This window comes from Methanotorris igneus Kol 5 (assembly GCF_000214415.1).
Lineage (GTDB): Archaea > AGJL01 > Methanococci > Methanococcales > Methanococcaceae > Methanotorris > Methanotorris igneus.
Genome location: NC_015562.1, coordinates 903,454 through 916,265, shown reverse-complemented (window position 1 = coordinate 916,265; position 12,812 = coordinate 903,454). Strand labels below are relative to the sequence as shown.

General features: G+C 33.9%; 21 protein-coding genes and 1 pseudogene. 21 read left to right on the top strand and 1 reads right to left on the bottom strand.

Translation table 11 applies throughout. The features are described from left to right. Positions 1–9 precede the first annotated feature (9 nt). The 21 genes from METIG_RS04530 to METIG_RS04425 all read left to right on the top strand — a co-directional run bounded on the left by METIG_RS04530 (position 10) and on the right by METIG_RS04425 (position 12,174). Positions 10–639, top strand: coding sequence for a 30S ribosomal protein S3 (locus METIG_RS04530; RefSeq protein WP_013799058.1), 630 nt, complete (start codon positions 10–12; stop codon positions 637–639). A 92-nt stretch (positions 640–731) separates the two neighbouring features. Further along, complete coding sequence (gene rpmC / locus METIG_RS04525; RefSeq protein ID WP_013799057.1) at positions 732–941, top strand: 50S ribosomal protein L29; 210 nt, start codon at positions 732–734, stop codon at positions 939–941. 143 nt (positions 942–1,084) lie between these two features. Continuing rightward, positions 1,085–1,393, top strand: a complete 309-nt coding sequence (gene yciH, locus METIG_RS04520) for a stress response translation initiation inhibitor YciH (protein WP_013799056.1) — start codon at positions 1,085–1,087, stop codon at positions 1,391–1,393. 113 nt (positions 1,394–1,506) lie between these two features. Next, positions 1,507–1,794, top strand: coding sequence for a ribonuclease P protein component 1 (gene rnp1, locus METIG_RS04515; RefSeq protein WP_013799055.1), 288 nt, complete (start codon positions 1,507–1,509; stop codon positions 1,792–1,794). 229 nt (positions 1,795–2,023) lie between these two features. Beyond that, a complete protein-coding gene (locus METIG_RS04510) occupies positions 2,024–2,371 on the top strand; it encodes a 30S ribosomal protein S17 (RefSeq protein WP_013799054.1) in 348 nt (115 codons plus the stop codon). 24 nt (positions 2,372–2,395) lie between these two features. Further along, entirely contained in the window at positions 2,396–2,794 is a 399-nt protein-coding gene (locus METIG_RS04505; protein ID WP_013799053.1) for a 50S ribosomal protein L14, read from the top strand. Positions 2,795–2,833: 39 nt separating this feature from the next. Beyond that, on the top strand, positions 2,834–3,196 hold the full coding sequence (rplX, locus tag METIG_RS04500; RefSeq protein WP_048055666.1) for a 50S ribosomal protein L24: 363 nt from the start codon (positions 2,834–2,836) through the stop codon (positions 3,194–3,196). A 27-nt stretch (positions 3,197–3,223) separates the two neighbouring features. Next, positions 3,224–3,958: a 30S ribosomal protein S4e gene (locus METIG_RS04495; protein ID WP_013799051.1), complete on the top strand. Its 735-nt coding sequence runs from the start codon at positions 3,224–3,226 to the stop codon at positions 3,956–3,958. Between the two features lie 23 nt (positions 3,959–3,981). Further along, positions 3,982–4,530: a 50S ribosomal protein L5 gene (locus METIG_RS04490; protein ID WP_013799050.1), complete on the top strand. Its 549-nt coding sequence runs from the start codon at positions 3,982–3,984 to the stop codon at positions 4,528–4,530. A gap of 22 nt (positions 4,531–4,552) precedes the next feature. Continuing rightward, complete coding sequence (locus METIG_RS04485; protein ID WP_013799049.1) at positions 4,553–4,714, top strand: 30S ribosomal protein S14; 162 nt, start codon at positions 4,553–4,555, stop codon at positions 4,712–4,714. 56 nt (positions 4,715–4,770) lie between these two features. Continuing rightward, the gene (locus METIG_RS04480; protein ID WP_013799048.1) at positions 4,771–5,163 is read left to right on the top strand and encodes a 30S ribosomal protein S8; all 393 of its coding nucleotides are present in this window, start codon (positions 4,771–4,773) and stop codon (positions 5,161–5,163) included. Between the two features lie 59 nt (positions 5,164–5,222). Further along, a complete protein-coding gene (locus tag METIG_RS04475; protein ID WP_013799047.1) occupies positions 5,223–5,771 on the top strand; it encodes a 50S ribosomal protein L6 in 549 nt (182 codons plus the stop codon). Between the two features lie 9 nt (positions 5,772–5,780). Further along, positions 5,781–6,197, top strand: a complete 417-nt coding sequence (locus METIG_RS04470) for a 50S ribosomal protein L32e (protein WP_013799046.1) — start codon at positions 5,781–5,783, stop codon at positions 6,195–6,197. 2 nt (positions 6,198–6,199) lie between these two features. Next, the gene (locus METIG_RS04465; protein WP_013799045.1) at positions 6,200–6,649 is read left to right on the top strand and encodes a 50S ribosomal protein L19e; all 450 of its coding nucleotides are present in this window, start codon (positions 6,200–6,202) and stop codon (positions 6,647–6,649) included. 64 nt (positions 6,650–6,713) lie between these two features. Then, a complete protein-coding gene (locus METIG_RS04460) occupies positions 6,714–7,304 on the top strand; it encodes a 50S ribosomal protein L18 (protein ID WP_013799044.1) in 591 nt (196 codons plus the stop codon). A 10-nt stretch (positions 7,305–7,314) separates the two neighbouring features. Then, the gene (gene rpsE / locus METIG_RS04455; protein ID WP_013799043.1) at positions 7,315–7,974 is read left to right on the top strand and encodes a 30S ribosomal protein S5; all 660 of its coding nucleotides are present in this window, start codon (positions 7,315–7,317) and stop codon (positions 7,972–7,974) included. A 108-nt stretch (positions 7,975–8,082) separates the two neighbouring features. Then, entirely contained in the window at positions 8,083–8,547 is a 465-nt protein-coding gene (rpmD, locus tag METIG_RS04450) for a 50S ribosomal protein L30 (RefSeq protein WP_013799042.1), read from the top strand. 65 nt (positions 8,548–8,612) lie between these two features. Next, positions 8,613–9,044 (top strand): uL15m family ribosomal protein, encoded by a 432-nt coding sequence (locus METIG_RS04445; protein WP_013799041.1) that lies wholly within the window; start codon positions 8,613–8,615, stop codon positions 9,042–9,044. Between the two features lie 409 nt (positions 9,045–9,453). Further along, positions 9,454–10,758, top strand: a complete 1,305-nt coding sequence (gene secY, locus METIG_RS04435; RefSeq protein WP_394295228.1) for a preprotein translocase subunit SecY — start codon at positions 9,454–9,456, stop codon at positions 10,756–10,758. Between the two features lie 169 nt (positions 10,759–10,927). Continuing rightward, positions 10,928–11,506, top strand: coding sequence for an adenylate kinase (locus METIG_RS04430; RefSeq protein ID WP_013799038.1), 579 nt, complete (start codon positions 10,928–10,930; stop codon positions 11,504–11,506). Between the two features lie 71 nt (positions 11,507–11,577). Further along, positions 11,578–12,174, top strand: a complete 597-nt coding sequence (locus METIG_RS04425; RefSeq protein ID WP_013799037.1) for an EMC3/TMCO1 family protein — start codon at positions 11,578–11,580, stop codon at positions 12,172–12,174. A 240-nt stretch (positions 12,175–12,414) separates the two neighbouring features. Here the strand turns inward: METIG_RS04425 and METIG_RS04420 are convergent. Next, positions 12,415–12,732: pseudogene (locus tag METIG_RS04420) on the bottom strand (helix-turn-helix domain-containing protein); the annotation flags it as partial. Positions 12,733–12,812 lie beyond the last annotated feature (80 nt).

The window sequence follows — 12,812 nt, the reverse complement described above, 5'->3', positions numbered from 1 at the left end:
AGGGTTAGCATGATTGAGAGGGTATTTGTAGAGGAGAGTATTAAGGAAATGTTAATTGATGAGTATTTCAAGAAGACATTGGCAAAGGCAGGATACAGCCACATGGAGATTAGGAAGACACCAATTGGAACAAAAATAACAATATATGCTGAAAAACCAGGTTTTGTTATTGGTAGAAAAGGAAAAAGGGTAAAAGAGTTAACAGAAACTCTTGAAAAAACATACAAAGTAAACAAACCACAAATTGAAGTTAAACCAATTGAAGATCCAAACTTAGATCCAGAAGTCGTAGCACAAAAAATTGCAACCTCATTGGAAAGAGGAATGCACTTCAGAAGAGTTGCTCACGCAGCAGTAAGAAGAGTTATGAACGCAGGGGCAAAAGGAGTTGTTGTAATTATCTCTGGAAAATTGACTGGGGAAAGAGCAAGAACAGAAAAATTCATGGCTGGATACATGAAACACTGTGGAGATCCATCAGAAACACTTGTCAGAAAAGCATTTAAACTTGCTAAATTGAAGTTGGGAGTCATTGGTGTAACTGTAAAAATCATGCCTCCAGACATCGTATTGCCAGATGAAGTTATAATCAAAGATGATGGAGAAATTAAAGAAGTTTCTGAAGAGGTTGTAGAATAATACCCCTTAAATTTTTAAACCCTATTTATATGCTATTTAGGGCTTTATGATTTAGATATTTTTAAAATTTATCTAACGAGGGGTGAAAAAATATGGCAATTTTAAGAGCAAGTGAAATTAGAGAAATGAGTATAGAAGAAATGAAAGAAAAACTTGTAGAGTTGAAGAAAGAATTGTTAAAAGAAAATGTACATAAAGCTGTTAGTGGTGCTCCTTCAAACCCTGGAAGAGTTAAAGAATTAAAGAGAACAATAGCAAGAATATTAACTATAATGAATGAAAAAAAGAGACAAATAGCTTAAATCAAATTAAAACCAAATATTGTAGGCGTTAAATGTTATGCTGGTTGTCACAACCTAATAGACATAAATTATAAATACCAAAAACTTTATGTTATTAATATTAGAAAGACCAGATAAAAAGTGAAATAATAAGAGGTGCAGTGATGCCCGAGATTTGTCCAGTATGTGGATTACCAAAAGATTTGTGTGTATGTGAAGAAATAGCAAAAGAAGAACAAAAAATAAAAGTATACGTTACAAAAAGAAGATTTGGGAAATTAATGACTATCATAGAGGGATTTGATACTGATTTAATAGATATTAAAGAATTGGCTAAAAAATTGAAAGATATCTGTGCCTGTGGAGGGACTGTAAAAGATAATGCTATTGAATTACAAGGAGACCATAGGAAAAAAGTTGAAGAGATACTTGTTAAAATGGGCTTTTCAAAGGACATGATTGATGTTAGATAAATTTATTTGATTTATGTCTTTTCTAATTAAAATTTTTAATTTAATAATTTCTGGGCGTGGTGGATGCCCTTTTTTGGGCACACCCACCACGTCTCTATATGGTGGGGCAAAATATGATAACTCCATATAATATTTTAAGACATGAACTTATAGGACTGGAAGTGGAGATAGTAAAGTCCAGAAACCCATCAATGATTGGCATAAAAGGCAGAGTCGTAGATGAGAGCAGAAATACCTTAGTGATTGAAAAAGAGAATGGCAAAGAAGTAGTAATTCCAAAGGACATTGCAGTGTTCAGATTCAAACTACCAACATGCAGAGTGGACGTTGATGGGAGATTGTTGATCGGTAGGCCAGAGGACAGATTAAAGAGGAAGATAAAGGAGCTCTACCCATACTAAAAAACTTTAAATATCAAAAATTACTATTTTAAAGTCCCCACCAGTGTAAAGTATAAATATCAGTTATTAATATTTCAGAATTATTCTTTGCTTAGATAATTCTCCCAAGGGATACTGCAATTTTATAATCCCTATTTGGATGTATTTTTAGCACTTTGATTTTATGAAAATAAAAAATTCATGCTATACATTATGCTCAAAAACATGCAAAGTTGTAGGAGGTCTGAACATGAGGAACATTGGAATTCCAGTAAATGCTCCTAAAAAAGAGTGCAATGACAAAAACTGTCCTTTCCATGGGACATTATCTGTAAGAGGACAAATGTTTGAAGGAGTCGTAGTTAGCGACAAAGCACACAAAACAGTTGTTATTAAAAGAGAAATTGTAAAATACTTGAAGAAATATGAAAGATATGAAAAAAGAACATCAAAATTAGTTGCTCACAACCCAGAATGTATAAACGCTAAAGTTGGAGATATCGTTAGAGTCATGGAATGCAGACCAATAAGTAAAACAAAATCATTCGTTGTTATTGAAAAACTCGGACATGTAAAGGAAGTAAAAGGAGAAGAATAATTATTATTCTAAAGAGGTGGCATTATGAAAGGTCATGGTTCAAAAGTCACAAGAGCATTACCAAATGGTGCGAGATTGGTTTGTGCTGACAACACGGGAGCAAGAGAATTGGAAATCATCGCAGTTAAAAACTACAAAGGGGTCGCAAGAAGATTGCCTTCAGCTGGAGTAGGAGATATGGTTTTCGTCTCAGTTAAAAAAGGAACCCCAGAAATGAGAAAACAAGTTTTCCCTGCTATAATTATTAGACAAAAGAAAGAAATTAGAAGACCTGATGGAACAAGAGTTAAATTTGAGGACAACGCTGCTGTTATTGTAACACCTGACGGAAACCCAAAAGGTTCAGAGATTAAGGGACCTGTTGCAAAAGAAGCTGCAGAAAGATGGCCAGGTATCTCAAGATTGGCAAGAATCATCTTATAATTAAAAAAATTTCCAAATAACTAAAAAGGTGAAAGTATGGTGGCTTTAACCAAGTCAAAACAACCAAGGAAACAAAGAAAAGCCCTATTTAACGCACCATTGCATTTAAGAAACAAAGTCATGTCTGCAATGTTATCAAAAGAATTGAAAGAAAAATTAGGTAAAAACTCCCTCCCAATTAGAAAAGGAGATGTCGTTAAAATCATGAGAGGGGACTTTAAAGGACACCAAGGAGAAGTTGTCAAAGTAGATTACAAGAGATATAGAATTTACGTTGAAGGTGCTGTAAACTACAGGCAAGACGGAAAAGAAAGTCTATACCCAATCCACCCATCAAATGTAATGATTGTCAAATTGTATGAAGGAGACGAAAAGAGATTCAAACAAATAAAAAAGGAATAATGCCAAACAAATTAATGAGGTGTGAATATGGCAAATAAAGGACCAAGAAGACACTTGAAAAGACTGGCAGCTCCAGCAAATTGGCAGATTCCAAGAAAAGTTCATAAGTTTGTTGTAAGGCCATTACCAGGACCACACGCAATGAATGAGTCATTACCATTGTTGTTGATTGTTAGAGATATCTTAAAATATGCTGATAATGCAAGAGAAGCTAAAAAGATTATTAAAATGGGTAAAATCTTAGTTGATGGAAGAAAAAGAAAGGAACACAAGTTCCCTGTTGGTTTAATGGATGTTGTATCAATTCCAGATACAAATGAACACTTCAGAGCATTATTTGATGAAAAAGGTAGAATTGTTTTAAGACCTACTGAAAACCCGGATGTTAAATTGTGTAGAATTAGAAACAAGACTGTTGTTAAAGGAGGGCACATTCAACTCAATTTACACGATGGAAGAAACCACCTCATAAGAGTTTCAGATCCAACAAAAGCTGAGGAAGATGTTTACAAAACAGGGGACGTTATTTTAATGGGAATACCTGAACAAGAAATTAAAGCACACATTCCATTTGAAGTTGGTAAATTGGCATACATTACAGGAGGAAAACACATTGGAGAATTTGCAAAAATTGTTGACATTGAAAAGAGAATTCTCTACCCAGATATAATAACATTAGAAAACGCTGATGGAGAGAAATTTAAAACAATCAAGGACTACGTATTCGTTGTTGGAGATGAAGAACCAATAATCAAATTATAAAAACGTTATTGGGAGGATAAACCATGTCATACCAAGAACTTTGGAAAAACAACCCAATGTTAAAACCAAGAATTGAAAAAGTCGTGGTTAACTTCGGTGTTGGGGAAGCTGGAGATAGGTTAACAAAGGGAGCTAAAGTTATGGAAGAAATCACAGGGCAAAAGCCAATAAGAACATTGGCAAAGCAAACAAACCCAGCATTTGGAATTAGAAAAAAATTACCAATTGGATTAAAAGTTACATTAAGAGGAAAGAAAGCAGAAGAATTCTTAAAAAACGCATTCATTGCATTTAAAGCAGAAGGTAAAAAATTATATGAAAGTTCATTTGACGAATATGGAAACTTCTCATTCGGTATTCATGAGCATATAGACTTCCCTGGACAAAAATATGACCCAATGATTGGAATTTATGGGATGGACGTTTGTGTTACCTTAGAAAGACCAGGATACAGAGTTAAGAGGAGAAAAGTAAAAAGAGCACGCATTCCTAAAAGACATAGAGTTACAAAAGAGGAAGCAATTGAATTCATTGAGAAACACTTTGGTGTAGAAGTTGTAAGAGGAGAATAAATAAAAACAAAAGGTGATGTAAATGGCAAAAGCTCCATGGAAAAGAAAATATGGAATAGGAATAAGGCCATGTAGAAGATGTGGGCACGTAGGACCAGGATTAATTAGAAAATACGGACTCAACTTATGCAGACAATGTTTTAGAGAAGTGGCTGCAAAATTAGGATTTAAAAAATACGATTAATTTAGCCGCTTTAATTTAAAACTTTAAAAAATAGTTAAATTTAAGGAGGTATCAACATGAGTTTAATGGACCCACTAGCAAATGCATTAAACCATTTAACAAATTGTGAAAGAGTGGGGAAGAAGGTAGTTTACATAAAACCCGCATCAAAGTTGATTGGTAGAGTATTGAAGGTTATGCAAGACCACGGATACATTGGAGAGTTTGAATTTATAGAGGATGGAAGAGCAGGAATATTTAAAGTTGAATTAATTGGTAAAATAAACAAATGCGGTGCAATTAAACCAAGATATGCTGTTAAGAAACACGAATTTGAGAAATTCGAAAAGAGATACCTTCCAGCAAGAGACTTTGGTTTGTTAATTGTAAGCACATCCCAAGGAATAATGACACACTACGAAGCAAAGGAAAAAGGAATTGGTGGAAGATTAATCTCCTACGTATACTAAATTAATTGATTTTGTTTAGAGAGTTTTTATTAATAATTTATTGAATAGGAGGTAAAAATATGCCAGTTGCAGCATTTATAAGGGAAGAAATAGAAATTCCCGAAAACGTTACTGTAGATATCGTGGGGAATGAAGTTATTGTTAAGTCAGGAAACAAAGAGCTCAGAAGAGTCCTCTCATATCCAGGTGTTGAGATAAAGAAAGAGGACAACAAAGTTGTTATTGAATGTGAATTCCCAAGAAAGAAACAAGCTGCTGTCATTGGAACATTTAAGGCACACATAAAAAATATGATTAAAGGAGTAACAGAGGGCTTTACATACAGATTGAAGATAAGATATGCTCACTTCCCAATGAAAGTTACTGTTAAAGGAAATGAAGTTATCATCGATAATTTCTTAGGGGAAAAACACCCAAGAAGAGCAAAAATCTTGGAAGGAGTTACTGTTAAAGTTAGCGGTGAGGACGTAATTGTTACTGGAATTGATAAGGAGAAAGTCGGTCAAACTGCTGCAAACATTGAACAGGCAACAAAAATTAAAGGAAGAGACCCAAGAGTATTCCAAGATGGTATTTACATTGTGGAGAAGGCAGGAAAAGTACTATAAGGTGATGCCATGAGTGAATTTAAAAGATTAATGAGAGTTAGGTTCAAACAAAAGATGAAAAAACCTAAATTCTTAAGACAAGAGTGGTTTAGATACAAAAGATTAGGAGAAAAATGGAGAAAACCAAAAGGAAGACACAGTGGAATGAGATTGCAGTTAAAACACAGACCTGCTATTGTTAAAGTTGGATATAGAAGCCCTAAACTTGTTAGAGGTTTGCACCCAAGTGGATTGGAGGACGTTCTTGTCCACAACGTAAAAGAGTTGGAGCAATTAGATCCTAAAACACAAGGGGCAAGAATTGCAGCAACAGTAGGAAAAAGAAAAAGAATTGAAATTATAAAAAGAGCAAGAGAATTGGGTATAAGAATCCTCAACATTTCAGAAGAAAAACAAAAGGAACTCTTAGGTATAAAAGGTGATTAAATATGGATGTTTCCGTTCAAAGAAGGATGGCTGCGGATATTTTAAAATGTGGGCTTGACAGAGTATGGATAGACCCTGAGCAGTTGGATAAAGTTAAAGCAGCAATCACAAAGGATGATATAAGGGCATTAATAAAGGAAGGGGTTATTAAAAAGAAACAAAAGAAAGGTATTAGTAGTGCAAGAACCAAAAAATTAAAAGAACAAAAAAGAAAAGGTAGAAGAAGAGGCCCTGGTTCAAGAAGAGGGGCTAAAGGAGCAAGAACACCTAAAAAAGAAAGATGGATAAACACAATAAGACCTTTAAGAAGATTATTGAAAGAGTTGAGAGACAATGGTACAATAGACAGAAGAACATACAGAAGATTATACAGAATGGCAAAAGGTGGAGCATTCAGAAGTAGAAGCCACATGCTCTTATACATGAGAGACCACGATATTTTGGCTAAATAATTCATTTAATTTAAAGAAATTATTATTTTAAACTAAAAATTTTCACATAATGGGAGGTAAAAACATGGCACGTGACGCTAAATATAGAGTGCCTTTTAGAAGAAGAAGAGAAGGAAAAACAAACTACAGAAAGAGATTGAAGTTGTTATTGTCAGGAAAACCAAGATTAGTTGCAAGAAGAACATTGAACCACATCATTGCACAAGTTATATTATATGATGAAAAAGGAGATAGAACAGTTGTTTCAGCACACTCAAGAGAGTTAATTAAATTGGGATACAAAGGACACTGTGGAAATGTTCCTGCTGCATACTTGACAGGTTTATTATTGGGTAGAAAAGCAATTAGCAAAGGTTACAAAGAGGCAGTTTTAGATATTGGATTGCACAGAGCTACAAAAGGAGCGGCAGTATTTGCAGTTCTTAAAGGGGCTTTAGATGCAGGTATGGAAATTCCACACGGTGAAGAAATTCTTCCAGATGAAAGTAGAATAAGAGGAGAACACATAAAGATATATGCGGAACTCTTAAAAAGTGAAGATGAAGAAAAATACAAGAGACAATTCTCAAAATACTTAGAAAAGGGATTAAAACCAGAGGATTTACCAGAGCACTTTGATGAAATCAAGGAAAAAATCATGAGTTTGGAATTATAAAGGTGATAGGATGAATAGAAGATTTGACATTGAATCATGGGAACCGAAAACAAAAGTCGGTAAGATGGTAAAAGAAGGCGCTATAACAGATATAGATTACATATTGGACAACAACTTGCCATTGTTGGAGCCAGAGATTGTAGATGTTCTCTTACCAGATTTAGAAGAGCAAGTTTTAGACGTTAAATTAGTCCAAAGAATGCACAAGTCAGGTAGAAGAGCAAGATTTAGAGCAACTGTTGTTGTAGGAAACAGAAATGGTTATGTTGGAGTAGGAATGGGTAAAGCAAAAGAAGTAGGTCCTGCAATAAGAAAAGCAATTGCACAAGCAAAATTATCAATAATTAAAATTAGAAGAGGTTGCGGTTCTTGGGAGTGCGGTTGTGGTTTAGCACACTCAGTTCCATTTAAATCAAGAGGTAAATGTGGTAGTGTTGAGGTTGAATTAATGCCTGCTCCAAGAGGAGTAGGTTTAGTTGCTGGTAATGTTGCAAAGGCAGTTTTAGGTTTAGCCGGAGTAAAGGATGTCTGGACAAAGACATTTGGGGATACAAGAACAACATACAACTTCGCAATGGCTACATTTGAAGCACTCAAAAACTTGAACTTTGTAAGAACATTAGATGAACACAAACAAAAATTAGGTATTATTGAAGGTAGAACATTCTAAATGCATTTTTTCAAAAAATTATATAATGGGAGATCTCACAACTGTTTAAAAAAATTTTTAATTTTTTCTAAGAAATTAATTTAATTTAATTAAAAAGGTGATGAAAACATGGCTTACGCAGTTGTAAGAGTGAGAGGGAGAGTAGGTGTTAGAAAGGACATAGCTGACACACTCAAAATGTTGAGATTACACAGAGTAAACCATTGTGTAATAGTCCCAGAAACAGACACATTCAAAGGTATGCTGAACAAAGTTAAGGACTACGTAACCTACGGGGAAATCAACAAAGATACCTTGGTAAAATTGATATTGAAAAGAGGAAGGTTACCAGGAAACAAAAGAGTTAATGAAGAAATTATAAAAGAAAAAATGAACATGACTGTAGAAGAGCTTGCTGAAAAATTAATAAATGGAGAAATTAAATTAAAAGACACTCCATTAAAACCAGTATTTAGATTACATCCTCCAAGAAAAGGTTACGAGAGAGGAGGAATTAAAAAACCATTCTCAGTTGGAGGAGCTTTAGGATACAGAGGAGAGAAAATAAATGATTTAATATTGAGAATGATTTAAATATTAGGTCGGAAATTTTATATGAGTGTTATTTTGTATGGGTTCAAAATTGTCAAGGTGATGGTATGATAAGAAAAAAGAAAAAAATTAAAAAAATAAGAGGTTCAAGAACCTGCGGTTATGGTTCACACAAAAAACACAGAGGTGCTGGTAGTAGGGGAGGTAGAGGTAGAGCAGGAGGATTTGACCACAAGTGGTCATATGTTATAAAATACGAGCCAGATAGATTTGGTAAATATGGGTTCTCAAGACACCCAAGCTTAATTAAAGATCTTGAAACCATCAACGTTGGTGAATTAGAAGAGCTTGTATTGAAAAACAAAGATAAATTTGAAGTTGAAGATGGAAAAATTGTCGTTGATGTAACAGAGTTGGGCTTTGAGAAAGTCCTTGGTAGAGGTAAGATATCAACACCAATGATTGTAAAAGCTATTGAGTTCTCCGAAAGTGCAAGAGAAAAAATAGAATCTGCTGGTGGAGAAGTTGTTGAATTATAAATATGTAAAATATAACTTAATTATTCTAATTCTAATTTTTCTTATTTTTGATTGTGATGGATTGCAAAACAACATAACTAAATTTGGAGAAAATGAAATCTTAAAAAATATTAAATCATTTTTATGTATGGATTTTTTTGTTGTGTTTATTGCACTGTTTTTGTCCTGTTCTATTTTTGGTTTATATCTAATGCTGAATAGCCCCATTATTATTATGTTTTATAATGTTAATATTTTGTAATATTTTTAGGATTTTAAAGTATGATAAAGTAGATCTGAGGGGGAAGTATTATCATATTAATAAAAATTATGATGAAATAATTTGTTGGTAACATTAAAGATAATTATAAAAAATATTTAATTATTCTGAAATCCTAAAGGTGATACTGTGGAGGAATTCCTGCATAGGATGAAACCTATACTGGAAAAAATTCCTGAAGTGAAAAGTCCAGATAGAGAAATACCATTCAAAGAAAAATTGAAATGGACTGGAATTGTCCTTATTCTCTACTTTATAATGGGTACAATTGATGTCTATACTGGAGGGGCGGAGATTCCAGCAATATTTGAATTCTGGCAAACTGTTACGGCATCAAAGATGGGAACTTTAATAACTCTTGGTATTGGACCGATTGTTACTGCAGGTATTATAATGCAGTTGTTGGTTGGTTCTGAACTTATAAGGTTGGACTTATCAAATCCTGAAAATAGGGCATTGTTCCAAGGATTACAAAAGTTATTTGCAATAGTTCTATGTTTTGTTGAGGCAATTATGTTCGTTGGAGCTGGGGCATTTGGAGCTCTAACTCCAGCAATGATGATAATACTTGTCCTACAATTGGCATTAGGGGCAATATTGTTGATTTATTTGGATGAAATTGTATCAAAATATGGTATTGGTTCGGGTATTGGGTTGTTTATCGCTGCAGGGGTTTCCCAGACAATATTTGTTGGAACTTTTGGGCCGGAAGGGTATTTGTGGAAGTTCTTTAACTCATTGGTAACAGGAATGCCTAATATTGAGTATATATTACCAATAATTGGAACAATATTGGTATTCTTGGTTGTTGTCTATGCAGAGAGTATGAGGATTGAAATTCCACTTGCCCATGGAAGGATTAAGGGAGCAGTGGGTAAATATCCAATAAAATTCATCTATGTCTCAAACCTTCCTGTAATTTTGGCAGCGGCGTTATTTGCTAACATTCAATTGTGGGGGATGTTCTTAGATAAGATGGGCCTTCCTATCTTAGGGCATTTTGTAAATGGAAGGCCAGTAGATGGATTAGCATATTATCTCTCAACACCTTATGGGATAACAAGCGTTATAGCAGACCCGTTACATGCAATAATTTATACATTGGCAATGATAATATTCTGTATCTTCTTTGGTATATTCTGGGTTGAAACGTCAGGACTTGATGCAAAATCAATGGCAAGGAGAATTGGAAGTTTGGATATGGCAATTAAAGGGTTTAGGAAAAGCACAAAGGCAATAGAGCAAAGATTGAGGAGATATATAAAACCAATAACTGTCATGAGTTCAGCATTTGTTGGGTTATTAGCAGCGTTGGCAGATTTCACTGGAGCATTAGGAGGAGGTACGGGGGTTTTACTTACCGTATCAATTGTATATAGGATGTATGAGCAGTTGTTGCAAGAAAGAATTACCGAACTCCACCCAACAATTGCAAAACTCTTAAATAAAAGATAAAACATTATAAATAGAAGTTAGAATAGATTAGAGACCTACTTAATACAATTTTTTGGTTCTGTATTAACTTTTTATTAACTTTTTAATGTCTTCCTATTTTCAGCAAATTATATAAAACAAAATTTTACATAAATAAAAAGTCCTGCTAAAGGTTCATTAAGGTGAGAGCATGAAAAACAAGGTTGTTGTTGTAACAGGAGTGCCAGGAGTTGGAGGAACAACATTAACACAAAAAACCATAGAAAAATTAAAAGAAGAGGGCATTGAATACAAAATGGTAAACTTTGGAACTGTCATGTTTGAAGTTGCAAAGGAAGAGGGGTTGGTTGAGGATAGGGATCAAATGAGAAAGTTAGACCCAGATACACAAAAGAGAATACAAAAATTAGCAGGAAGAAAGATAGCAGAAATGGCAAAAGAGAGTAATGTTATAGTTGACACACACAGCACCGTTAAGACACCAAAGGGTTACTTAGCAGGATTACCTATTTGGGTTTTGGAAGAATTAAACCCGGATATCATAGTTATTGTTGAGACATCAAGTGATGAGATATTGATGAGAAGGTTGGGAGATGCAACAAGAAATAGGGATATTGAGTTAACATCAGATATTGATGAGCACCAATTCATGAACAGATGTGCAGCAATGGCTTACGGTGTTTTAACAGGAGCAACTGTTAAGATTATTAAAAACAGAGATGGTTTGTTAGATAAGGCAGTTGAAGAATTGATATCAGTTTTAAAATAAATTGAATTCTTTACCTTTATTTTTATTAAGATTTGATATAATGTTAAAAAGTTCTTAAAAAGGGGATATAGATGTTTGATTTTATTTTTGATGTTTATTATAGAACCTTAGATGCCATATTTATGCCACTGATAGAGCATTTACATCCTGCTATTGCGATACTTATTATTGCATTTTTGGTGTCCTTCATCATAAATCTCGCAACAAAACTACTTGTTGACCAAGATAAAATGGCAAAATTAAAAAAAGAGATTCAAGAATTCCAAGTAAAATATAAAAGAGCTATGAAAGACCCAGAAATGTTGCAGAAGTTACAAGAGGAACAGCAGAAAATGATGGAAATGCAAATGGAAATGATGAAAATGAGTTTTAAGCCAATGATATATACATGGATTCCAATTATAGCAATTTTTGCATATTTGAGGCACGTCTATGGTTATGGTGGGGTTTTCCATACGCTATATCCAGATTGGAATGGGGTAATTGTTCATCTCCCATATATATTGTCAAAGATCCTTTTTGTTTCATTTTGGCATTGGCTTGGAAGTATCTTTTATAAAGGTGGCTTTGGAATTGTTTCTGATGCTACATTAGGATGGCTTGGATGGTATATATTGTGCTCAATGGCGACATCCATGGTTTTGAGAAAGGTTATGGGAATAAAGTGATGTTTAATAATATGTCATAAATATGCACAACTCCATTTTTATTTTTTAATTATATGTGTAGCTAAATTACTACATATAATCAAGTTAAACAATAGGTGATAATATGAGGTTGTGGATAGCTTTGCTAAGTTTACTATTAATTGGAGGGTTTATGCATTTAACGAAACTTCAGTTTTAGATAATGCTTCTATAAACCCTCAAGCTTTGAAATGCCATATAAATAGAATCTGCGTTCAAGAATGTATATATACGATTATGAGGAATATGTATATTGTGCTTGCGTTCTATGTATTTCTCTAAGTGTACGGGACTGGTTCCTTTATACTCCTCAACTGCTTTAAGAACTAAATTAATCTCTTCCTTCGATATTTTCTTTGGCTTTCTACCCCTACGCTTTATCTTTGGAATTTCCCCGGTCTCTCTATATTCTTTCCATATTTGCTGAACTCTACGGGGAGTTACTCCAACTTTCTTAGCTATACGGCTGGTTTCAAAGCCCTTTTCTTTCCATGTAATGATTTTCCTAATCTTTTTATCGTTAAGTTTTGCTCCCTTCATATTATCCCTATTATTAACATTCCTCTTTACCTACTGGTGCGAAATAATTTCGGGATGCCACAACAACCTCTGTTTAACCG

Coding starts and splice junctions, on each gene's coding strand:
- rpmD (WP_013799042.1), top strand. CDS start 8,083: ATGGCTTACGCAGTTGTAAGAGTGAGAGGGAGAGTAGGTGTTAGAAAG.
- METIG_RS04480 (WP_013799048.1), top strand. CDS start 4,771: ATGAGTTTAATGGACCCACTAGCAAATGCATTAAACCATTTAACAAAT.
- rpmC (WP_013799057.1), top strand. CDS start 732: ATGGCAATTTTAAGAGCAAGTGAAATTAGAGAAATGAGTATAGAAGAA.
- METIG_RS04470 (WP_013799046.1), top strand. CDS start 5,781: ATGAGTGAATTTAAAAGATTAATGAGAGTTAGGTTCAAACAAAAGATG.
- yciH (WP_013799056.1), top strand. CDS start 1,085: ATGCCCGAGATTTGTCCAGTATGTGGATTACCAAAAGATTTGTGTGTA.
- METIG_RS04465 (WP_013799045.1), top strand. CDS start 6,200: ATGGATGTTTCCGTTCAAAGAAGGATGGCTGCGGATATTTTAAAATGT.
- METIG_RS04495 (WP_013799051.1), top strand. CDS start 3,224: ATGGCAAATAAAGGACCAAGAAGACACTTGAAAAGACTGGCAGCTCCA.
- METIG_RS04485 (WP_013799049.1), top strand. CDS start 4,553: ATGGCAAAAGCTCCATGGAAAAGAAAATATGGAATAGGAATAAGGCCA.
- METIG_RS04505 (WP_013799053.1), top strand. CDS start 2,396: ATGAAAGGTCATGGTTCAAAAGTCACAAGAGCATTACCAAATGGTGCG.
- METIG_RS04510 (WP_013799054.1), top strand. CDS start 2,024: ATGAGGAACATTGGAATTCCAGTAAATGCTCCTAAAAAAGAGTGCAAT.
- rpsE (WP_013799043.1), top strand. CDS start 7,315: ATGAATAGAAGATTTGACATTGAATCATGGGAACCGAAAACAAAAGTC.
- METIG_RS04530 (WP_013799058.1), top strand. CDS start 10: ATGATTGAGAGGGTATTTGTAGAGGAGAGTATTAAGGAAATGTTAATT.
- secY (WP_394295228.1), top strand. CDS start 9,454: ATGAAACCTATACTGGAAAAAATTCCTGAAGTGAAAAGTCCAGATAGA.
- METIG_RS04445 (WP_013799041.1), top strand. CDS start 8,613: ATGATAAGAAAAAAGAAAAAAATTAAAAAAATAAGAGGTTCAAGAACC.
- METIG_RS04460 (WP_013799044.1), top strand. CDS start 6,714: ATGGCACGTGACGCTAAATATAGAGTGCCTTTTAGAAGAAGAAGAGAA.
- rnp1 (WP_013799055.1), top strand. CDS start 1,507: ATGATAACTCCATATAATATTTTAAGACATGAACTTATAGGACTGGAA.
- METIG_RS04430 (WP_013799038.1), top strand. CDS start 10,928: ATGAAAAACAAGGTTGTTGTTGTAACAGGAGTGCCAGGAGTTGGAGGA.
- METIG_RS04425 (WP_013799037.1), top strand. CDS start 11,578: ATGTTTGATTTTATTTTTGATGTTTATTATAGAACCTTAGATGCCATA.
- METIG_RS04490 (WP_013799050.1), top strand. CDS start 3,982: ATGTCATACCAAGAACTTTGGAAAAACAACCCAATGTTAAAACCAAGA.
- METIG_RS04475 (WP_013799047.1), top strand. CDS start 5,223: ATGCCAGTTGCAGCATTTATAAGGGAAGAAATAGAAATTCCCGAAAAC.